Below are 23,702 nucleotides of genomic sequence, written 5' to 3' on the forward strand. Positions count from 1 at the left end.
AGTCTCCTAAAAATTAAAGAAACAGCATCGATGAAACCAAAATCTTTTGAAAACATATATCATGTTCACAGAAATTCACGAGTAAAGAGGTGGTTCTACATTTTTATGGCACTGGCTATTATTACTCTTTTTTTACCGTGGACACAAAATATAAAAACTACGGGAACAGTAACCACACTTTATCAGGAACAACGCCCGCAAATGCTTAATTCACCTATTCCCGGACGAATTACCAAATGGCACGTAAAAAACGGTGATTACGTTAAAAAAGGTGATACTATTTTGCAACTTTCTGAAATTAAGGAAGATTATATGGATCCGTTGCTACTTTCGCGTACCGAAGATCAGGTGGAAGCAAAAAAAGGCGTGCGTGATTTTTACGAAGCCAAAATTGGAACTACCGATGCACAACTTGAAGCATTGAACAGTGCGCGCGAACTGAAACTACAACAGTTAAAAGTAAAGATTCAACAACTGAACAACAAACTTGCTGCAGAAGAAGCCGAACTAAAAGCAGCAAACAACGAGCTGAACCTTTCGGGAGACCAATACGAACGTCAGCAAAAAATGTACGATGAAGGATTGGTATCGCTTACACAGTTTCAACAACGCAGTGTATCGTACCAAAACGCGTTAGCCAAGAAAACCGCAGCCGAAAACAAACTGGCACAAACCCGACAAGAAATCATTACCGTAAACATTGAACAGAATGCCACGGTGCAAGATTATACCGAAAAATTAAGTAAAATTCAAGGCGAGCGTTTTACAAGTATGGGACAAATTGAAAGCAGTACTGGTGAAATTGCCAAATTGGAAAGTCAAATGTCTAACTATAAAATTCGTCAGGGATTGTATTATGTTCTGGCATCGCAAGACGGGCAAATTGTTCAATTGAGCAAATCGGGTATCGGTGAAATATTAAAAGACGGAGAAAGCATCGGCTCTATCGTGCCGTTAAATGTTGATTACGCCGTTGAAATATACATAAAACCGGTAGATCTTCCTTTAGTAAAACCCGGACAACGTGTTATGTGTATTTTCGATGGTTTTCCTGCAATTGTTTTTTCGGGATGGCCCAACACCAGTTACGGAGTCTTTGCCGGTAAAGTAATTGCTGTTGAAAGCAACATAACCACCAACGGACTTTTCAAGGCGCTGGTTGTTGAAGAAAAAGGTAAAAAACCATGGCCGCCCCAAATAAAAATGGGTGCCGGCGTTCAGGGAATCGCTATTTTGAACGACGTACCGATCTGGTACGAACTGTGGCGAAACATCAACGGTTTCCCTGCCGATTACTATACCGTGAAAACCGATAAATCTACCCAGAAAAAATGATAAAGTTTAACAATATCGTTTTTACGCTAATGCTGCTTATAAGCATAGCCGGTTTTGGGCAGGATACGCTGCGCATGAGCCACAATGAATTTATTTCTATTGTGAAAAGTTATCATCCGCTGGCTTACAACTATCGTTTACAAAATCAGATTGCCGAAGCTGAAATTCAAAAGGCACGCGGAAATTTCGATCCCTTGGTTGATGCCAAAAACGGTTCTAAAACCATAGACGGTACCGAATATTACAAGCAAACCAATGTGGGTTTAGAAATTCCAACCTGGTACGGTATAGAACTAAACGGAAGTTACAACTATATTAACGGTCAAAAACTAAACAACAGCGATACCCGTGGTGGCTTGTATCAGTTTGGAGTAACGGTTCCATTGGCGAAAAATCTTTTGTACGATACACGTCGGGCGTTGTTGGATCAGGCAAAATCTGCTTTACAAATGACTCAGGCAGAACAAAAACTGCTTACAAACGAACTGCTGCTTAACGCCGATAATGCCTATTGGAACTGGGTTCGTATGTACGAAGAGTACCTGCTGCAAAGTCGTACCGTTGCTATAAACGAAGATCGACTGATCCTTACCAAAAAAACTTACGAATACGGCGAACGTGCAGCCATTGATACTACCGAAGTGGTTTCGCAACTGCAGAGTTATGAAGTAGAGAAACAAGATGCGTACCTTAAATTTATAAAAGCCACGCAAGAGCTTTCGGTTTTTTTATGGACCGAAAACCAGCAACCTTATGATGTGGAGCAACTAATAATTCCATCGCAAAAAATAACGCAGGCAGAATCGTATGAAAATTATGGCGTTTTACTGGCATTGATCGATCAACGGGATATTAACCGACATGCGGCATTGCAATATTATCAGCAGAAATTCAATATTTTAGAAAGTCAGCGTAGGCTGAAACGACAAAGTTTGCTGCCAAAACTGGATTTTACCTATAATTTTTTCAATAAAGAAAGTTACGAAACCGAACTACTGCCCCTTTTTGAAAACAATTACCAATACGGTTTAAAGCTGGAAATCCCGATTTTCTTGAGACAAGCGCGCGCCGATTACCAGATTGCCAAATATAAAATTGAGCAAAACCAGTTTGATGCCGATTACAAACAACAAGAATTAAATGCAAAAATCACTGCATATAAAAATGAAGTTATAAGTTATCAGTCGCAAATAAACCTGATGCAGAGCAATATTGAAAACTACAAACGTTTATTAAATGCCGAAGAGATCCGGTTCAGCAACGGTGAAAGTTCGCTTTTTTTAATCAACACACGTGAAAACAAGCTCTTGGAGGCCGAACAAAAGTTGTTAGATCTGCGGTTGAAATTCATCAACAGCTACAACCAGCTAAAATGGTTTAACGAGAATTTTGAGGTGAATTGATAATATTCTTTTACAAATAAAAAAAACAGGCATTGCAGCCTGTTTTTAAATTATGATTTTTTGATTTCCTGATAAAATACGGTTTTTGAACTGTTTATTGTAGGAATTTCAATTGCAGACAATTCGCCCTTAAGCTGCCAACCGTCTTGTAGTGCTTTTTTGGTCTGTCTTTCAAGGTCTTTTACCCTTGACGCTGTTAATACGTGACATTCCATGGAACTATTTTGTTTGTTAAGTTGTATCAAAACTATAAAAAAATACTTATAACTCATGAAGTTTCAATATTAATTAACAATTGCAGATCTTTATAAAACAGAAAAAAACACACAGATTTCAGGCTATTTAGTTCTTACGTCGGCTAAACTAACTAAAACAAAATTTCTGTTAATATCAAAAAACATACTTTAACTGAAACGATCCGAAATAATTCACCGGCTGTCCCGGATAGTAATATCTAGGTGCGCTGTTGCCAAAACCTGTGGCATTTACCAGAACCATTGAGGCGTACTGTTCGTTAAAAAGATTATTTACTCCAACATTTATCAATAAAGACAAAGAATCTATAACCTTACCCTGCCAATTCACAGCGGCATTGCAAAGGCTGTACGCATCAGAAAAAAGAGCATTGGCATCGTTTAACGGAATTTTATCAACAAAGAAATAATCGGCTTTTAAACCAAAACCATAAGGTAAATTGAACATAAAACCACCTGTAAACTGGTTTTTAGGCACTCCGGTAAGATCGTTTTCTGAAAAATCCTGATCGTTCTGTTTAAAATCATCGAACCTAAAATTACCCAATGCAGCAGACACATAAGGTATCACCAGCGTTTTTCTGCCCAACTGCCACTTGTACTGTGCCATGAATTCTAACCCCATGTGAACCGTACTGCCGGCATTTACACCAACATATTGGTCTTCCAACACCCGGTGTGCCACCAACAAATCGTTCACTTTCATTCGGTAAAGAGCTGCTTCTGCATAAAATCGTTTATCGACAGAAAATAATTTTGTACCTAATTCAACATTGTAGCCGTTTTCCGGTTTGATCGACGTATTTACCTGTCCGTTATCATCCATTGTTTCTTCGATTGATGGCAGTGAATATCCTCTTCCCACAGATACATATATCGTTTGATGTTTTGATGGCAGATAAGACAATGCGATTTGCGGAGCCCAGATTCCGTTGTATTCATAAGGCGTATCATAAACGTTGTCAAGCGGATACTTTTGCTGCAGCACAAATGATGTTTTATTGTAGTTAAGTCCGGCATTCAGCTCCCATTTTTCAGAGAAAACATACCGCAGCTGGCTGTAAACATTTACAAAATTCCGTCTTTGAAACAGTTGGTTTTTATCAGCACCTGCCAAACTTCCGCTTCCGTTATTTTCAAGATACAAATTCTCTAAAGTTGCCGCATCATATCCATCCTGAAAAAACTCAACCCCAACCGTTGCCTTTAAAAGTTTTCCATCCAACTGCCAACTGCCTACAAACTGCGAACGTGCACCAAAGGTTTCGGTTTTTTCCCTTAAAATATCAAATGGGCGCGGTTCATCACTATCCTTCAACGAATAAAAAACAGATGTCGCCGAAGTAATGTTCTCATGCAAGGCAAAATCGTAATTTAAACCCACCATAAAATTTTTATATGCCTCGTATCCTTTTGCCTCTTTCCAGTTTGCAGCCGCTGCTTTAGGATTGTTTAAAAACGTTTCCCTATCAATAGAACTGGCAATGTACGCCTGCAATGAAGTGAACTGCGACAGATAAGTCAATTTTGAATTTTTCTTACAGAAGGCATCGCCTGTTATGGTTACCCCTTCCCGATAATATTGACTGTTTTCACGGAATCCGTCACTTTGAACCTTATGGTATCCCACATTAAAACTATAAGTATGGGCACCATACGATGCAAAAATTCGGTTTTTTATCAATCCGAACGATCCAACCGTTGCAGAAACGCCCGCCTGCACCTGATCAGGATCGGCTGTTTTTGGTTGAAGCAGAACGGCACCACCCAAACCGGCACCGTACACACTTGAAAGCGGTCCTTTAATGATGTGTATATTCTGAAGAAATTCCAGATCTATATCTTCAATGGTTGTTTCACTGTTCCCGCCCGTAAGCGGAATATTGCCAAAAAACGCCCGTACCTTGTTGGTTCCGTAAGGCGTTCGCGCGCCAATTCCCCGAATGGATAACCGGTTGGTGTTAAACGTAGCCGACTGCATAAGCACCCCCGGTACGGTATTGAGTATCGGTGCCAGTTCTACCCTGTTGTTGCTCTGTAAAAGTTTTGTATCTAATTTCGCGACCGAAGCCGGCAATTGAAAAATACTGTCAGACACCTGCAACGGATACATTTGCGGACCGGAAGTACTAATCACCAAATCCTGCAACAAGGTGGAATGCAGCGAATCTTGTGCCCGAACTTTAAGAACTGTAATCAGGAAAAAAAGCACTGCTAAAAATTTCCTCATAACTAATAAAAATTAGTTACCTGTATAAGAAATTCGCCATAGAACATTTCCGCTATCGTCGTTAACAAGCAGCGAACCATCAGGAAGATTTTTAACAGCAGACGGTCTTCCGTACACTTTCGCTTTTTCATGATCTGCAATAAAACCCGTCATAAAATCTTCGGGATTGCCACTTGGTTTTCCATCTTTAAAAGGAATGAACACCACTTTGTATCCAGAGAACGACGATTTGTTCCATGAACCGTGCTGGGCAACAAAAATACCGTTTCTGTATTTTTCAGGAAATTTAGATCCTGCATAAAAAGTCAGACCCAAAGAAGCGGTATGGTTTCCCACCGCAACATCGGGTACAAGCGCCTGCTTAACCAGATCGGGACGGATACCTTTTAATCGCGGATCTTCTATGTTGCCAAAGTACGAATACGGCCAGCCGTAAAACCCTGATTTCTGTACTTTTGTTACATAATCGGGCACCAAACCGTCGCCCAGATTATCGCGTTCGTTTACAGCCGTCCACAACGAACCATCTACCGGATTCCAGTCCATTCCCACCGGATTTCTTAAGCCCGAACCATAAATAATTTCGCCAGATCCGTCTAAATTTACCTCTAAAATGGCAGCCCTGCGCACTTCTTTTTCCAATCCGTACTCGCCCACATTACTTGCAGATCCAACCGATATATAAATTTTTGTCTGATCTTTATTGGTGATGATGTTTCGCGTCCAGTGGTTGTTGTATCCACCCGACGGAAGCTCCACAATTTTACGACCCTTACCCTGTAATTTCAGATCGCCTTTTTTGTAAGGATATACATACAACCCGTCGCTTAATGCCACATAAAACTGGTCTTTAACGATTAAGGTCCCAAACGGAAGTTTCAAATTTTCGGCAAACACTTCCCGTACTTCGTAGCTGCCGTTTTTATCGGCATCTCGTAAAATTGTGATTCTGTCTGCGCTGTTAAAGGTATTTGACTCGGTTACAAATATATCACCGTTGGGTGCAATGTAAGAAGTACGCGGGTTTTTAAGATCAGATGCCAGGCGTTCCACTTTAAATCCGGCAGGCATTTTTGGCAACTGATTTTCGGGCCAATCTGCCATTACATGTCTGAAGGTTACCGATTCTGTTGCGTAAGGTGGCGGCAGTTTCATCGGCCCTACAGTAGTCATCACCGTTACACTGTCTTGTTTGCTGTACTGCTGTTTTTCTTTATCGGAAAGTTCCTTGATTTTTTGCGCATGCGTGGCAGTTACGCACAGGCACGCCAATGCAATAGTTGTAATTCTTTTCATAGCAATAGTTTTATTTAAATAGCAATTTGTATAAAGTTATTAAAAACCCATCATAAAAAAAACAGTTTTCTGTAAAAGCAACCCTGCCAGTAAAGAATAAAAAACTGCAGCATCAGATTTTTGTTACATATTCCTGATGCTGCAGTCTCATTAAAAGATTATAAAATTACGGATTTCATTCCGTATCAATTCAGATTACTTATCCGCTTGGTTAAGAAATTTAATATCTTCTGTATCCAGCTGTAATTGTGGTGCTTTAAAAATAGTTTGCAACTGATTTTCGCCTGTTGCACTAACGATGGGTGCCGTAATTAAAGGATTAGCCAACAGCCAAGCCAACGCAACTGTTGCAGGTTGGGAATTGTGTTTTGCTGAAACATGATCCAATGCTGCCAATACTGCTTTTCCTTCTTTATTATAATATTTTTTAATTCCACCGCCCCTTGCCGTTTGTTCAAAATCAGCCTCTGTTCTGTACTTTCCCGTTAAAAATCCGGCTGCCAATGAAAAATACGGAAACACACTCAAGCCATATTTTTCAACCAAAGGGGCATACTGTGTTTCAAACTTTTCTCTTTCCACCAAATTATAATGAGGCTGTAGTGCAACATATTTCGGCAGATCATTCTTTTCTGCCACGTTAAAAGATTCTATCAGCCTTTCCGGAGAAACGTTGGAAGCCGCTATGTATCGTACCTTACCTGCCTTAATAATTTCATCATAAGCTGCCAGCGTTTCTTCAACCGGAGTTACATTATCATCAAAATGCGTGTAATACAGATCAATATGATCGGTTTTAAGGCGTTTTAGGGATTCGTCAACAGATTTAAGAATGTGTTTTTTACTGATGTCAAAACCGTGTTCTTTGGTTTCGGATCCCACTTTTGTAGCCAGCACTATGTTATTCCTGTTCTTTCTTTCGCGCATCCATTTACCAATGATTTCTTCGGACTGACCGCCTGTTCCGTTTACCCACCATGAGTAGGTATCGGCGGTATCGATAAAATTAAATCCAGCCTCGTAAAACCTGTCCAATATATGGAACGATTCTTTTTCATTCAATGTCCAGCCAAAAACGTTGCCTCCAAAATTTATAGGCGCAATTTCAAGGTCGGTATTATTTATTATTCGTTTTTTCATCTGTACTTTTCTCTTTATAATTAGTTACATATTTTACAAATATAAACCCAAGGGTGCCTTTCGAAAACTTTCCATAAAAAACTTCTCGATACAATTTTTCTCAACGTCAGTTCGAGCTTATCGAGAACTCATTACTAAAAATCTACCCGAATTTACGGCTATCTGTATATCAAGTATATTTGGGTGTATTGTTCGTGATAGTTAATTGTTATTTTTATTTATCCGATTCTAACACGGCAACCGTAGTGTTTTCTGCATTATTCAGATAAAGCGTAGTTCCTGAGTTGATATAATTTGTTGCGTTTCGTAAAGCTTCGCCAAACTGCACTTCGGTTTCCATAGAGCCGCATGCCATTTTAGTTGATACAATTTGGGAAATTTTAATGCTGTTGCTGCCCGCAAATTCCACTTTTGCACCAAAGCCGTTACAGCCCAGATTACCTGAAGCTTTTACAAGATCGTTAAAGTTTATGTGCGGTTGCTTTGCAGCTGTAGTGTCCGTAACAACTTTATTTCCGTACAGTTCTTTCAGTTTCCATTCTTTACCTAAAAGTTCCGTAGGATTGGCAGTAACTTCGGTAGTTTCAACAGTTAACTTTTCGGTGTTTTCCTGCTCTTTCTTATCGGTGCATGCTACGAACGCAAGCGACATCATTGCTATTAAAAGATTTCTTTTCATCATAGAGTATTTATTTACATGATTTATAAAGATACGTTTTTTATAAAAAAGAACCTTCGTTTTGAGGCATGGTATTATAGCAAATTTACTTTAAGGGTATAATTATGTGCAGATCTTATGCCTCAGCACAATCATTACAAGTTCCTGTAAGCACACAGTTTACACTGCTCACGCTGTAACCTTTCGGAGTTGAAAAACGAACCGTTTCCGGCAGGCATTCAATTGTTTGGCAAACCGTACAACGAAAATGAAAATGATGATCACTTTGTTTCTTATCCTCACACTTGTTGCAAATGGCAAAATACTGCTTACCGTCTTCGGCTACAATCCTATGTACCAGTCCGTCTGTGCAAAAACTGTTCAGCACCCTATAGATAGTGGCACGGTCTATATCTACCGTAATTTGCTTTTCAATGGCATCGTGACTCATTGCCTTGCCTACATCTGTGAGCAGATTAAGCACGGCTTCTTTTGAAGGCGTATTCCTGCGTTTCATGTTTTCTTTATTTCTTTTACAAATTTACGGCAAAACAATTTAATTTTATTAACGCAACAATATCGCATTAATTAAAAACATATTATATTTGCATGAGATTCATCTATTAAAGAAATAAAAATGAATACAGCAAACAATTTTGACGTAATCATCATCGGCGGAAGCTACGCCGGACTTTCGGCAGCAATGGCATTAGGACGTTCATTACGCAACGTACTTATTATAGACAGCGGATTACCATGTAACCGACAAACGCCGCATTCGCACAACTTTATTACCCAAGATGGAGAAACACCTGCAGCAATAGCCAATAAAGCACTAACGCAAGTATTAAACTATTCTACCGTAAAATTACAAAGGGGGTTTGCAGCAAATGGAAAGAAAACAGAAACAGGCTTTATTATCGAAACTTTAGAAGGATTGGAATTTACAGCCAAAAAACTGATATTTGCTACCGGAATCACCGACATGATGCCTGATATTAAGGGGTTTGACCAATGTTGGGGAATTTCCGTAATCCACTGTCCGTATTGTCACGGTTATGAATTTCGTAACCAGAAAACAGCCATCATGGCAAACGGAGAAAGAGCCATTCATCTGGCATCGCTGGTACACAACCTCAGCAATCAGTTAACCGTAATAACTGCCGGTAAAGCTGAATTCACCACTGAACAACGCTACAAACTGCAATTTCACAACATACCCGTTATAGAGAAAAAGATTCAGGAAGTGATGCATGAGAACGGACGTTTAACAAGTATTGTTTTTGAAGACATGGAAACAATAAAACTTGATGCACTGTATGCAGCTGTTCCCTTTAAACAACATTCGGAAATACCTGCAATGCTAGGTTGTGAACTGACCGAAATGGGTCATATTAAAACAGATCCCTTTCAAAAAACCAACATTGCAGGAGTTTTTGCGTGTGGCGATAATTCAAGTATGATGCGGTCGGTTTCATATGCTGTGGCAACCGGCAGTATTGCAGGTGCCATGGTAAATAAGGAGCTTGTTGATGAATTGTTTTAGAATCTGATACAGATTTATTATCTTTTCTGCTACATGTCTACTAAAGTTCACGTTTTATTAAATTTACAAAGCTTCCAGATTTAAATTAAAGTACGTAGCGTACTATTAAAACAAAAAAAGGCGGAAATAAATTCCGCCCTTAGTGATTTTTGCTTACTAAAGCTTATTAAAAGTATCTTTAAAAGTACCCGTAATGGTTACATTACTGCCTTTAGTTACATTGCCATGAATCGTAATAGAAGAATTATTTCCTACAAACTCTAATTTAGCTCCGCTGTTTAAAATTAGGTGACCATATATAACCACATCCCCTTCTACACGCATCACTGCGTTGTTGTTTATAATTAAAGACAACCAAGGATTGCTTTGCTGCCCTTGAGCAAGAGATCCTTTCATATAAAACACACCGCCACTATTAATATTTAACCCTTGCGATACCGAAAGCGACCCGCAAAAAGTAAGGTTTGCATTAACGTTTACACCCATTAAAGAAGCAGATCCCTGGTATTCCTTAGTCTCGTTAGAATTAACATTTAACCAAACAGAACCGTTATATGTTGGAAACTGAGAACAGTTAAGAGTTTGCGTACTGGTTACCATTTTTGCAATCTTAAGTCCGCCGTTACCCATTGCTGCAAAAATATAATCGCCCTTACTCATGGTATAATTACAAGAACCGTTCATTGCAACTGACCCAACAAGGTTTAAAGCCTGATTTTCGTTCTTGTAGATATAAAGTCCTGCACCCCCATTGGCTAAAAATACATTCTGATTATTAACAGACACCGCATTTGTTGTTATGTCTGCATTATCAACACCTGCTATATTAGTAGGTACAGCAATTGTTTGTAATTTACTACCTGTAGAGAAATTATAGACTCCTAACCCATTATATCCTTCAGAAACCAATAAATTATTTCCAAGAAAATCTATGGTTCTTTTTGCACCCGGTACATCAACAGATGTAGCAAAAGAACCTTGGGGTGCCATAGAATTCGCGTCATATACCTTAACTCCGCTTGTTCCGCTAAGAACCACAATCTTGTTATTGTTTTGACCTACCGCACGTAAATCGGCTACCGGAATGGTTGCCTGAACCTGATTGGTATTTTTATCTAATGCTACCAGATCGCCCGCACCTCCAGATACTGCGTAATATCTGTTTCCTACTGACGTGACAGAAGTTGCAACATTACCCGATAACTGTGTTTGTACATAATTTGTGGTAAGCAGACCGTTATTAAGCGTCATTGCAGAAACAAATCCCGGTGAAGATAAATTTGGAAACGCATCCACACTTGCAGCACCAGCAATATATAATTTACCATTTTCATAACTTACGGCACTTACATCGGTATTGGGAAAAATGGCCTGAACCACCAATTGGGGAACATTGGGATTGGATATATTAATCACATCAACTGCACCGCCGTACGCCTCACCTTCCGTATTATATGAAACATAAGCATAATTGCCGTTTATTGCCACATGTGTTGCCTTCAAGGTTTTTCCTGCATAAACCGGCGGATTAACCTCGGCAACCAAAACAACCGGCAGACTGCCTGCCTGTACAGGCGTATTTTTTCCGGCTGAAGGCGTTATGATGTCTAAAACACCTGAATTTTCAAATTTAATTCTTTTGTTTAATGACTGCACGTCGCTATTAATAATAATTTTTTCATTTTCAGTACCTGCCGCAACATTATCATCATTATTACAAGAAATTAGTGTAAGTGCGGCCAATAAAGTACAGCCCAATAATGATTTGATTTTCATAAAATTAACAATTTAAATATTACGCAAATGTATAGCAAATTTGGTTTCTATACCAACTTGTGCATACATAATTTTTATTTGACAATAAAATTTATTGATGATGTAATGTGTATGTACATAATTGTTTTATAAAATATACCGTTTTAGTTCTTAAACATCATATTCATGATAATAATTATTTCATATAAACTATAATTTTTATATCTTCGGTTATAGTTACAAGAAGATTAATATAACAAACTGTAATGAGGTATTTTACTTTATTTCTCACATTTTTAATTCCGGTAATACTTTACAGTCAGGAAACCTTAACTGCAGACGAACTATTTTCGAAGGCCAGAACTATTGCTTTTGAAGAGAAAGATTATACGAAATCTATAGCACTGGCTAAAGAAGCTTTGGAGAAGTCGCCAGATTATACTGACATCTCTATTTTTTTGGGAAGATTATACACATGGAATGATGATGTAACTTCTGCAAGGGCACTTTTTGAAGATTTAGAAAAGCAGATGATTGCAGACGAAGATTTTTTTATTGCCTATGGTTCTTTAGAATTTTGGAATGATAATGAACAAGAGGCATTACGCATTGTTGAAAAAGGACTTCAGCATCATCCAAAATCAGAGGATTTATGGTTATTAAAAGCAAAAATTTATTCTTCAAACGATCCTGCCAAAGCGGAAGAAGCGCTACTGTATGTTCTAGAGCTGAACCCTAAGAATACAGAAGCAAGAGCCATGTACAGTAGAATAAGGGAACTTAACTCTAAAAATGCGTTAAGTGTGATTTATAATCTGACGCATTTTGACAAACAATTCGACGAAGACTGGCATATTGTAGGATTAAGTTATAAACGGGTAACTAAATATGGTTCGGTAATTTTAAGAGGTAATTACGCCAACAAATTTGGAGCAGACGGGAAACAGATTGAGTTGGAAGCTTATCCACGTATCTCAAAAACCTTTTATCTTTACGTTGGTGCAGGCTATTCTGAAGATGTCGGCATCTTTCCAAAATACAGAACAGGTATTTCCTTATTTGCAAATCTTCCAAAAAGTTTTGAAGGAGAGTTAGGATACCGTCAGCTTTATTTCAGTGATAACATTTGGATGTACACTGCATCGGTTGGAAAATACTATAAAAATTACTGGTTTAATGTAAGAACCTATCTTACACCAGACCATAAAAACATTTCACACTCTTACACCGGTACCGTACGCTATTATACCAAAGGTGCAAATGATTATTTCGGTATACAGGTAGGTTCTGGTATAAGTCCTGAAGAAAGTACAAACAACCTGCTTGCAAACGAAAATTTTAAACTTAAAACCTTTAAAGCCGGCTGTGAATATACATTCTCCGTACAAAAATTAAACATCTTTACGCTAACATTTCTTTACTCTAATCAAGAGTACCGCATTAATCAAAAAGGCAACCAGTTTGATTTTAGTATAGGATACACCCGAAACTTTTAAAGATTATTTATATACAAGATGGATCATAATTTTTATGATCCATTTTTTACGCCAAATGGTAACTTCCGTAACAAGCTGCTATTTATTATTACTAAAGAATTCCACGATTAAAGAATCAGGTATTAATTTTTGAGATGAATAGAATGTATTGTTCTTCTGTTTAAAATTATTAAACTGTTTTGTTATTTTATTTTTAGTAACCTCATTTTCAATCAATTCCTCATTATTTGTTTTAAGAGCGTACAAATTGTTTTGATTTAAATGATAACTACCGGATATGAAATCGGCAATCTGATCCTTACTCTGCATTAAAGGGAACCTTTTACCGGTCATTTCAACAGTACCCTTTAGACCGTTGCCAAACCATGCTACTTTTGCAGGGGTTTTTAAATTATAATTAGTTCTATAATAAGCCAACAGAGAAGGTGCGATATCAAAATGACTTACTATATTAGTAAAACGCTGGGACTGTTTTAACAAAGGTGAATAAATGATCAGGGGTACGCGGTATCTGTCTATTTTTTCCTGTAGCGGTATTTCAGGCATACTGTGGTCACCGGTAATTATAAATATGGTATTAGCAAAATCAGACCGCTTTTTATAGGTGTTAAAGAACTTTTCAAGCGCATGATCTAAATTCATAACCGTAACCAATTGTTTCTTATACTGTAATGCCCAATTTTTCTGACTATTGGTAATACGGTTCGATTTTACCTGCTCATCGAATCTATTCTCGTAATATGCAGTATTGTTAATTAAAAACGGATTATGGGTTGACAAGGTAAGAATCATGTTAAAGTAAGGTTCGTTCCCTTCTTTTTGTACATCGAGCATTTTTGTAAATACCGCCTGATCTTCATAACCCCAGCTTTCTCCATTACTTTGCGGAAGTTTCTGATACTTATCTCCGAAAGAAGCCTGATCTGTAATATGATCTACCTTACTGTACTCCAGAAATTTGTCCATTCTGTCAAAAGAAATATTTCCACCATAAAAAAAGCCTGTTTCAAAACCGTTATATTTTAAAACGTTAAACAAGTTATAGTGTTGCGGAGTTTCTTCAATTTCCAAGAAACCGCTCTTTCCAAACGGAAGCGATCCTGCAATGGTTGGCAATGCCCCAAAAGTTCTACCTGACGAACTTAAATTAAAGTCCCAATACAAACTTTTACCACTTAAAGAATCTATAAATGGCGTAAAACTACCTACATAACCATTGGGCGAACTGTATGCATGCCCAAGTCCTTCAACAATAACAACAACAATGTTAGGTATTTCATCAGATTTATTAAAATAACTGCCTAAAAAGTCTGCCGTATCCTCCTCTTTCAAAAACGGATATTTATCGTCAAAATTATTACTATCAATAGCGGCTTCAACATTCGGGTAAAGCCACTGGAACAGTTCAGGATGCCCACTTATATAATTTTCAGAATAAGAACCAATAAAATAAGATAGTTTGCTTTTAGCCGCATTTTGCTGGAATTCGTTACTTATAAAGCCTACTTGAAATTTATGAACCGGGATCACCATCAAAATAAAACCAATTATAATAAATACTGCACCTGCATACCATGATTTAAAGGAATATTTTGTGACCATAAATAATGGAATCGCGGTAGCAGCAGCCAGTAATAAAAGCAACGCCACATTCTTTACATTCAGCATTCCGCTTGATCTTAAAATCTGATGTATTTCTGCCGAACTATAATAGAACAGATCTGCACCTAAAATATTCTTTGTCTCTGCAAAATACAAAAACAAACCATACTGACTTACAATTATCAATGCAGCTGCTACAATTATAAAAAAATTTGCAATTTTTTCTTTTAATAAGCGAAGAATAAAGTATAAAACGCCTAAAACAGACAGTAATTTAAATAAAAATATAGTATTGGATATAAAAAGGTATTTTATGACAAAAACGGTATCCATATCATTAAAACTGTTCTTATACCAAATCCATTCTACAAAAACACTTATAAGGTACATTACCGAAAAAGCAGCTGCAATAAGTCCCCATTTTTTTAAGCCCGCTGTAAAAAACATAGTAATTTTTTGTTTAGGTGACAATTGTTTTGCAGACTGGCTAAAGCCCTGCCTGGTCATTTCTCCCCAGCTGTGCGATTTTTTAAAGTAATCTATAAAACCACTTACCCCAGCCTTCACCGTTAAAGGGTGGAAATAAAAAGGCTCTGCTACGGCAGTTGCAATTAATGTAAGAAAATCTTTTCTTTTGGTATAAACCTGCCTACCGACCAAATCGACCAAAACTGCGTAAACAGAATACAAAATACCGGTAGAAATTACCAGGGCAAACAACACAAAAAAGAACGGCCAGTTAACGATACCCAACAGTAAGAATATCAAGAAAACAACATATCCTGAAAACTCTACCAGAGGACCCAAAAATTCAAACAGAAACCAGTAAGGCAAACTAACCATACCCAGCTTGCCGTATTTCGGATTGAACATTAATTTACGGTGTTTCCAAAGCGTTTCCATAGTTCCGCGCATCCAACGGTTCCTTTGTCGGGACAATATATCTTTGCTTTCAGGAACTTCGGTCCAGCAAAGAGGTTCCGGAATATTAACTACCTCATAAGGTTCCTTAGCTTCCTCCATAAAACGGCGCATACGCACAACCAGCTCCATGTCTTCCCCTACGGTAGCTGTATCATACCCCCCACACTTCAAAACTATTTCCCTGTCAAAAGCCCCAAAAGCTCCCGATATAAGAATAAGTCCCGACGCGCGTGACCATGCCATACGGCCCAAAACAAAAGCCCTGATATATTCTAACGCCTGTGCCCTGCCCAATCGTGATTTTGGAAGGTTAACACTTACTACTTTACCGTTTTCTATCTTACAGTTGTTAGCCAGCCGTATTACACCACCGCAGGCAATTAATCTTTTATCGGTTTGCTCCAAGAAAGGTTTTGCAAGTTTTAAGATAGCATCCTGTTCCAAAATACAGTCCACATCAATACAGACCATGTATTCTCCGGAAGACACATTGATACCAACATTTAAAGCATCTGCCTTTCCGCCATTTTCCTTATCAACCACCAACAGTTTTTTAAACGCCGGGTTTTTACTTTTATAAATCCCCTTTACCGGTTTTGTTTCAATTGTTCCCTGTACAAAAAACGATACACGTTCCAAATCGTATGCGGCAATCAGTTTGGTGATCGAATCGTCTTTACTTCCGTCGTTAACGATAATGATTTCCAAATTGTGATAATAGAGTGACAATAATGAACGAACATTGTCAACAATGGTCAGCCCTTCGTTATAAGCAGGAGCTATAAGACTGAATGTAGGCGCGTTGGGATTTGATGCTATAATACCATAATCGGTAAACGTATTTTCATTTTTATAGCGTCTTACCGCTCCAAATGCATAAATACCTATCCACGAATAAACCAGAAAAACTGCTGCAGAATATATTAAGAACAGCCAAATAACAATTATATATACAGTGTGGGCAAAGTCAATCATATCTTCTGCTGTAATACGTGTTTTACAATTTCCCTTATTTGTTCCGATACAGCTTTACTGTGAGCGGTTTCTTTTAAACTTTCAGAAAATCCTAATGCCAGTAGTGCTTGTGCCGCTTCTATCTTTAAAGCAACAATAGGCTGATTGTTTAATTGCGTCATAAAAAAATCATAATAGCGCTTGTCGTTAGAATACTTCATCGCGCGCAGTATTGCAAGTTGAACCTTTACAGGCTGCAATGGATACGCTTCCATAAAGTCATCCTTTGTACGATCGTTTTCAAGAACCTGCAGTGTTAAGACTGCATTTAGTCGAACTTTTTCAGATGCATGGTACAGCAAACCTTTAACCTGATCATAGAGTGCCAGCATCTGAAATTTTTGAATCAGTTTCAATGTAAAAATCACAACTGATAAATTACTGCTTTTAAGCCATAGTTCAACAGATAAATCCGTATCATTTGGAATCATTTGCAGAGATCCCAACAGTCGCAATTGCTGCCAATCTGAGAGTACAGTATCCAGCGTATTTAGAAAAGCCAAACCGCTAAAACCTTTGAATACAACCATTGCATATTGCGCTTCATTATATACTTGTGCGGCCGGATGCTTCAAATATTTTTCTACTTGCGGCAGACTGTCGGTCATTTTCATCGCGGTAACTTCCTGAATACCGCCCGCAATTATGTAAGGTTTGGTACTATTTAAATTTTGAACAGCCTCTTTATTCAGTTCATAATTAACAAAAAGCCGTTGAATTTCATCCTGAGCCACTCCCGAGAATTTTTTCTTTGACGATACCAGTTTTTCCAACAGCAGATTCCTGAATGAACCTTCTTGAGAATGACTGTGAAAGAATTCACTTTCTTGAACTTCTTTTTCTTCTGAAAATACGATGGCGTTGCTTACCCTTGAATCAATCACAGATTCCCAATCGCGTTTGTTTTTCAGCGACTTGTATTGGTAGAAACCGTAAAACAATACCGCACCCATCATTATCAAAATAAGTACAAGTACCGTTAAGAAAATCAGTACCAGGTCATGGATCAAAATACTTAAATGTACTGTTCCCATACGTTATTTATTTTTGAGCCATAAGACGTTTGATACGCAATATCAGTTCGGTTGGGCTAAAAGGTTTCACCATAAAATCTGCCGCTCCCAGATTAAATGCATCTAAGACAACTTCTTCCTGACCAAGCCCTGACAGCATTATAACCGGAATATCTTTACCAAATGCTTTAATTGCCGACAATATTTCGGTACCTGAAGCAAAAGGCATCATAATATCTGATATAACCAGATCAATATCGGTCACCTTAATCAAATCGATCGCTTCTTTACCGTTGCGTGCGATCAGCACTTCGTATCCCTCCTTTTTAAGTTTATGTTCTACAGTTTTCAATATCAGTTCGTCGTCTTCAGCTATTAAAATCACCATATCTTTACTTTTTTAACATTTGTTGGAAAATTTCTATTCCCTTATTAATTTCACTTGTTATTTCCTGTTCCATGGTAAACAAGTCAGGATTCGATTCTATTTCCTGTTCCCAGAAGGCAGTTCTTTCTGTTAATTTCACCAGTCCCGATGTGCCCGCAGTTCCCTTAAGTTTATGAAGAAAACCTTTTGCTGTGGTACTTTCATAATCGGAAATAATTTTTTGCAGCTCTTCTTTTGTGTTGGCAAGCTCTTGTATGACTAAGTTTATAAAGAATCCTTTAAACTCTTCGTCATCGCCTAACTGCTCTTCGATCATTTTTTGATCCAAATGATCTGTATCATCAATATTCGAATCCCAAGTTGTGCTTTCGTCGGCAGCAATATTTTTTTTAATTACAGCGAACAATTCAGGCTGCCTGATAGGTTTTGGAAGAAAATCGGACATACCTGCCAACAAGCAGCGCTCTTTCTCGCCTACTGAATTACCGGCACTAATTCCTATAACTGGCACATCCTTATAATCAGGAAGCATTCGGATCGATCTTGTAGCTTCAATACCGTCCATCACCGGCATTTGCACGTCCATTAAAATTAAATCGAAAACGGTTTCTGTACATTTCAATAATGCCTGCTGTCCGTCGCTAACTTCTGTTAAGGCTGCGTTTGGAGTAATAAGCTGCATCATTTTATTGTTAAGCGCCCGGTTTACTGGGTTATCGTCTGCCAAAAGTACAGTCATAGGTTGTGTTATGACCATTTCTTCTACAGAAACTGCCTTATCTTTTATAACAGTATTCTTTTTAGAATCTTTAAGGGCATATTCCAACGTTCTGTAAAGTTCATCGGATTTAATAGGTTTTAAAAGACAGTACGACTTATCGTCTTTTCTAAACGCCGATATATATTCATTCTCTTCAGATGAAGTATGCAATACAATGAGCGGAATCATTTCTTCCTGAATTTTAAACAATTCCTTTATTTTTTCAATTGTTTCCAGCCCCGATAATACCGGCATGTGATAATCCATCAGAATCATATCGAACCGTTCACCGTTCATTAAAAGCTGAATAGCTTCCAATCCGTTTGCCGCTGCCTCAGATTTAATATTTTTATATGCCAGCATGTGCTGTATAATGGTTCTGTTGTTCTGGTTGTCATCTACAACTAAAACCCTGCCTATTTCTGACATATCAACGTCATTCTCCTGAAGATCTTCCTTATCATACGGAACTTCGATATCAAAATAAAATACCGATCCTTTTTCCATTTCGCTCTCAAGCATAAGGTTTGTTCCCATATACTTAAGCAAGTTGTTAGAAATAGTTAATCCAAGACCGGTTCCGCCATATTTTTTACTTACTGAACTGTCTTCCTGCGTAAAAGCATCAAAAATGCGCTTTTGCTTTTCCTGCGGAATACCGATTCCCGTATCCCTTACAGAAAAACGCAATGTTATATTTTTATCGTCTTGTTTTAACCTGCTTACAGCAAACTCTATTTCTCCCACTTCGGTAAACTTTACCGCATTACCCAACAGGTTTATCAGCACCTGCTTAATGCGGGCTTCATCAATCCAAATGGTTTTGGGAAGCCCCTGTTCTATGTTGAGAAGTAATTCCAAATCTTTACTCTGTGCCTGATACAAGATAATGTTTACTACATGGTTTGCCAAATCGTATACATTGTAACTGTCTATAAATAGTTCAAGTTTGCCGGATTCTATTTTAGAAAAATCTAAAATATCGTTTATAATGCTTAGCAGGCTGTTACCCGAATCGCTGATGTAGTTAAGATACTGTTTCTGCATCTCTGTTAAAGGTGTTTTAAGCAACAGATCAGAAAAACCGATGACACCGTTAAGCGGTGTGCGTATCTCATGGCTCATATTGGCAAGAAATTCAGACTTAGCCTTGCTTGCAAGATCTGCCAGCCGTTTTGCATCTTTTAATTCCTGGTTTGTTTTTACAGAATTTGTGATATTCTGGGTTGATATCACCACTCCGCCAATGGTTCCGTTTGTAAAATGCCATGGAATCACCTCCCAGTTAAAATGCTGTGGTGAAGTTACGCCCGGTATTTCGAACAGCTGGTTCTCATTTTTATACGCCTGGCCTTGAAGAGCTTTAGCATAAATAGCCCTTCTTTCATCGGGAATATTCGGGTTTACATCATATAAATTCTGCCCGATGATATCGGATCTGTTGTCATGAAATTCCTGCAGCCACCTCTTACTTACCGATATATAATTTAAGTTATTGTCTAACATTGCTACTGCAGCCGGAACGTAATTTACGAATGACCGCAACATAGCTTCCTTCTTTTCCAGTTCTAAAAATGTTTTCTTGGTTTGATCGATATCCTGAATAATACCAAATACCTTTACGCATACTCCTTCTTCGAATTCGGGAACACCTTTTACACGAACCCATATCAATGAACCATCGAATCTTTGCAGCCTTAACTCTTCGTCGTAAGGAAGCCCTTTTTCTACAGCTTGTGCAAACAGCTGCTCTATTTTTGGTTTGCTTTTTTCTTCAAAGAATGCTATCGCACTATCGAGATCGGGAACATAATTTTCGGGAACCCTGTGAATTTTTTTTGTAGAATCGGACCAGAATATCTTATTGGTTTTCAGGTTTACTTCCCAACCGCCTACACTGGCTACTTTGTTCGTTTGCTCCAGAATTTTCTGGGTATAGATCAGGTCCCTCTCCAGCTGTATCCGCTCGGTCATGTTCAATGCCGTACTTACCACATACTGTTTACCGTTCTCGTCGGTTTCTAGCATATTGTTATACATCCAGTAAATATCTTTTCCTGTTTTGGTACGCAGTATCATGGTTCCGGTATCTTCACCTTTTTCAATGATACGCTGCAAATAGTCGTTCAAATTATCAAGATGTTGTGGTGGTACTAATTGCTGTAGCGATAAATTATTTACATCCTCTTTTGAAAAATCAAGTATTTCTCGCCCTTTTTCATTCACGGCAAGAATCTTTCCATTTAAATCGTGCATACTCATAAGCCCGATCGCATTTTCAAAGAAATTTCTAAAACGGCGTTCTGAACTTTCCAATTTGCTGCGTTCTTCCATCTCTTGGGTAATGTTGCGGCCAAAACCTATTATTTCGGTCTTTTGCTGGTTGGGCTTAAAAAACCACTCTACAACCACTTCCTGACTATTAATAGTCGTTACAGTTGTAGCTGTAAATCCTTCGGAATCAAACTCCAGACCGTTCAATTTCTGCTGTAGGAAAGCAGGGCTGTCAACAACATCTGTAAATCTTAAATGAATCAGTGCTGCTTTTTCTTTATGAAACAAAGCTTCTAATGCAGGGTTCACATCTTTAAACACCAAATCATTGGTTAATACACAAATAAGGTTGTTGGTAACATTAAAAACTTCCGAAAAATACTCGGCCTGCGCGTGCTCCCTTCTGCGAAGCAAGGTTTTTGTAACTGCCTTTCCAAGGTTTTTTAAAGATTCAACCTGCTTGTCTGAAAGTGATTTAGGGGCAAAATCTACCACACAGATGGTTGCCAGCACCAGTCCGTTTTCGTCAAATATCGGAACTCCCGCGTAGAACCTTATATTGCCCTCAATGATCATACTTTTAGCTGATGTTCTTTCATCTGCAAACGTATCTTCAATAATAAGCACGTCCTGGCTCATAATGGTGTACTGGCACACCGTTTCACTACGCGGAACAATATCCACATCCATCCCCACACAGCTTTGAATACGCTGGTGATCGGCCTCCATTACCCCTATGATCGCTACAGGGCAACCGGTTATCAAACATGCTGCTTCGGCAAAAATATCCAGTTCGGGATCTTTTTGCAGGTTTAATAAATCATGAAGCCTTAAACTTTCAAGCCTTTGTTCTTCATTGGGCGGCACAGGGTGTATAGTCATATCGCTTACAATTAACGTATCCCATAAAAGTGGGATATCTATTGTAAAGTTATATTATTTTACCGAATGTAAAAATAAATATTACGATGCAGTTATCGGAAACTCACGCATAGAAATACTACATATTGTTCCTCTTTTCAGATACTGCATTCATAGCATTACAAAAATGTGTCATAAAGTTCTGGTTTTCAGCGAACCTATCCTTAGAATGTTAAGTACGTTTACTATTATGTTAAAAACAAAGAAAAGCGACCTTATCAGTCGCTTCTCATAATCTGTATGTGAACTTCTATTTTTAATTCGTCCAGCCGCCACCAAGTGCTCTGTAAACTGCAACCGTTGTTTTTAGCTGCTGCATTTTGGTTTCAACCAGTTCAAATTTTGCTTCTAAGGCTTCACGTTGGGTTAATAAAACCTCCATATAGTCAGCACGAGCCGATTTAAACAAATCGTTAGAAATTGTGATTGATTGTGTTAAAGCATCAACCTCTTGCGTTTTTAAATTGTAGGTATTCTGCAGATTATCAATTTTAGACAGCTGATTTGCTACTTCTATATAAGCCTTTAAAATAGTTTGTTCGTAATTATAAACTGCTTGTATTTGCTTGGCATTTGCGTTGTAATAATCGGCTTTTATTGCGTTTCTGTTTACTAACGGTGCTACTAAATCGCCTGCCAAAGAATAAAGCAATGATTGCGGATTAAACAAATATTTTGGATTGAAGGCTTGGTAACCAACACCTGCCGATATACCTAACGATGGATAAAAACGTGCTTTTGCCGATTTTATATCTAATTTAGAGGCAGCCAATTCCATTTCGGCTTGTTTAATGTCTGGACGGTTTGCCAAAAGATCTGCCGGAAGTCCTGCGTAAATAGTTTGTGGAACTAAATTATCAAACGCTGACGAACTGCGTTCTACGTGTTGCGGAAAACGTCCAACCAGAAAATTAATATGGTTTTCGGTTTCTGTTATTTTCTGCTGAATTTCGTATTGTAGCACTGTTGTTTTCAATACCTGAGCCTGAAATCGCTTTACAGCCAATTCATTTGCGCGAGCAGATTGCTTTAACAATTTTACGATTTGAAACGCACTGTTTTGAATTTCGATATTCTGCTGTACAATTTCCAGTTCGTTATCTAATGCCAGCAACTCATAATACGATTCTGCAATTTCTGCCACCAAATTTGTTTTCATAAAATTTTGACCTTCAATGGTTGCTAAATATCTGTTCACCGCTGCTTTTCGGGCATTGTGCAGTTTCCCCCAGATATCGGCTTCCCAATTGGCATAAACACCAATTCCTAAATCGGTTAACGGTTCGGGCATTTCTTTACCGGGCTTAATATCGGTAGTAGCTTCCATGGCACCAATATTGGTATAACGGGCAACTTTATCAACACCACCACCAACTTTTACGCCTACAAACGGTAAATATTCACCTTTACGTACACGAATTTCGTTTTTAGAAATTTCAATTTCTTGAAGCATGATGTTTAATTCCTGATTGTTGGTCAATGCTTCAGAAATCAATGTATGCAAATGCGGATCGCTAAAATATTGTTCCCAATTCATCTTCCCTGAATTAATGGTATCGTTTTGTATCGATGAAAAATGTTCTGGAACCGATTTGTTTTCTGCTTTTTCCTGAATATTTATCGATTTACAGGCAGCTAAGCTTAAAAGTACGCAGCCTATCACCGCGTACTTATAGATTATTTTTTTGTTCAT

At 38.1% G+C, this 23,702-nt stretch carries 16 protein-coding genes; 4 read left to right on the forward strand and 12 right to left on the reverse strand.

What is annotated here, in order from left to right; genetic code table 11:
- Positions 1 to 30 precede the first annotated feature (30 nt).
- Both BM253_RS05650 and BM253_RS05655 read left to right on the forward strand, forming a co-directional pair.
- Positions 31 to 1,335: an HlyD family secretion protein gene (locus BM253_RS05650; RefSeq protein ID WP_091520471.1), complete on the forward strand. Its 1,305-nt coding sequence runs from the start codon at positions 31 to 33 to the stop codon at positions 1,333 to 1,335.
- Positions 1,332 to 2,738, forward strand: a complete 1,407-nt coding sequence (locus BM253_RS05655) for a TolC family protein (protein ID WP_091520474.1) — start codon at positions 1,332 to 1,334, stop codon at positions 2,736 to 2,738. Before BM253_RS05650 ends, BM253_RS05655 begins: the two co-directional genes overlap by 4 nt.
- A 50-nt stretch (positions 2,739 to 2,788) precedes the next feature.
- Here the strand turns inward: BM253_RS05655 and BM253_RS05660 are convergent, their stop codons facing one another.
- The 6 genes from BM253_RS05660 to BM253_RS05685 form a co-directional block, all read right to left on the reverse strand.
- A complete protein-coding gene (locus BM253_RS05660) occupies positions 2,789 to 2,953 on the reverse strand; it encodes a DUF1737 domain-containing protein (protein WP_177205738.1) in 165 nt (54 codons plus the stop codon).
- Between the two features lie 175 nt (positions 2,954 to 3,128).
- Positions 3,129 to 5,222, reverse strand: coding sequence for a TonB-dependent receptor (locus BM253_RS05665; RefSeq protein ID WP_091520482.1), 2,094 nt, complete (start codon positions 5,220 to 5,222; stop codon positions 3,129 to 3,131).
- Between the two features lie 12 nt (positions 5,223 to 5,234).
- The gene (locus BM253_RS05670; RefSeq protein ID WP_091520485.1) at positions 5,235 to 6,518 is read right to left on the reverse strand and encodes a PQQ-dependent sugar dehydrogenase; all 1,284 of its coding nucleotides are present in this window, start codon (positions 6,516 to 6,518) and stop codon (positions 5,235 to 5,237) included.
- 195 nt (positions 6,519 to 6,713) lie between these two features.
- On the reverse strand, positions 6,714 to 7,658 hold the full coding sequence (locus BM253_RS05675; protein WP_091520487.1) for an aldo/keto reductase: 945 nt from the start codon (positions 7,656 to 7,658) through the stop codon (positions 6,714 to 6,716).
- 214 nt (positions 7,659 to 7,872) lie between these two features.
- On the reverse strand, positions 7,873 to 8,340 hold the full coding sequence (locus BM253_RS05680; protein ID WP_091520490.1) for an META domain-containing protein: 468 nt from the start codon (positions 8,338 to 8,340) through the stop codon (positions 7,873 to 7,875).
- Positions 8,341 to 8,452: 112 nt separating this feature from the next.
- Positions 8,453 to 8,833 carry a Fur family transcriptional regulator gene (locus tag BM253_RS05685; protein WP_091520493.1) on the reverse strand — a complete coding sequence of 127 codons (381 nt, stop codon included), beginning with the start codon at positions 8,831 to 8,833 and terminating at the stop codon, positions 8,453 to 8,455.
- 120 nt (positions 8,834 to 8,953) lie between these two features.
- Between BM253_RS05685 and BM253_RS05690 the strand changes: the two genes are divergently transcribed.
- The gene (locus BM253_RS05690; protein ID WP_091520497.1) at positions 8,954 to 9,862 is read left to right on the forward strand and encodes an NAD(P)/FAD-dependent oxidoreductase; all 909 of its coding nucleotides are present in this window, start codon (positions 8,954 to 8,956) and stop codon (positions 9,860 to 9,862) included.
- Positions 9,863 to 10,018: 156 nt separating this feature from the next.
- Here the strand turns inward: BM253_RS05690 and BM253_RS05695 are convergent, their stop codons facing one another.
- Entirely contained in the window at positions 10,019 to 11,638 is a 1,620-nt protein-coding gene (locus BM253_RS05695; protein ID WP_091520500.1) for an LVIVD repeat-containing protein, read from the reverse strand.
- 245 nt (positions 11,639 to 11,883) lie between these two features.
- On the opposite strand from BM253_RS05695, the gene BM253_RS05700 reads away from it, so the two are divergent.
- Positions 11,884 to 13,113: a YaiO family outer membrane beta-barrel protein gene (locus BM253_RS05700; protein WP_091520503.1), complete on the forward strand. Its 1,230-nt coding sequence runs from the start codon at positions 11,884 to 11,886 to the stop codon at positions 13,111 to 13,113.
- Positions 13,114 to 13,191: 78 nt separating this feature from the next.
- Here the strand turns inward: BM253_RS05700 and BM253_RS05705 are convergent, their stop codons facing one another.
- The 5 genes from BM253_RS05705 to BM253_RS05725 all read right to left on the reverse strand — a co-directional run bounded on the left by BM253_RS05705 (position 13,192) and on the right by BM253_RS05725 (position 23,702).
- Entirely contained in the window at positions 13,192 to 16,614 is a 3,423-nt protein-coding gene (locus BM253_RS05705) for a sulfatase-like hydrolase/transferase (RefSeq protein ID WP_091520505.1), read from the reverse strand.
- Positions 16,611 to 17,687: a hypothetical protein gene (locus BM253_RS05710; RefSeq protein ID WP_143095589.1), complete on the reverse strand. Its 1,077-nt coding sequence runs from the start codon at positions 17,685 to 17,687 to the stop codon at positions 16,611 to 16,613. The genes BM253_RS05705 and BM253_RS05710 overlap by 4 nt, the downstream gene beginning before the upstream one ends.
- Before the next feature lie 7 nt (positions 17,688 to 17,694).
- Positions 17,695 to 18,054 carry a response regulator transcription factor gene (locus BM253_RS05715; RefSeq protein WP_091520512.1) on the reverse strand — a complete coding sequence of 120 codons (360 nt, stop codon included), beginning with the start codon at positions 18,052 to 18,054 and terminating at the stop codon, positions 17,695 to 17,697.
- Between the two features lie 4 nt (positions 18,055 to 18,058).
- On the reverse strand, positions 18,059 to 21,970 hold the full coding sequence (locus BM253_RS05720) for a response regulator (protein WP_091520515.1): 3,912 nt from the start codon (positions 21,968 to 21,970) through the stop codon (positions 18,059 to 18,061).
- Positions 21,971 to 22,265: 295 nt separating this feature from the next.
- Positions 22,266 to 23,702, reverse strand: a complete 1,437-nt coding sequence (locus BM253_RS05725) for a TolC family protein (RefSeq protein ID WP_091520520.1) — start codon at positions 23,700 to 23,702, stop codon at positions 22,266 to 22,268.

The organism is Paenimyroides ummariense (assembly GCF_900115115.1).
Taxonomy (GTDB): domain Bacteria; phylum Bacteroidota; class Bacteroidia; order Flavobacteriales; family Flavobacteriaceae; genus Flavobacterium; species Flavobacterium ummariense.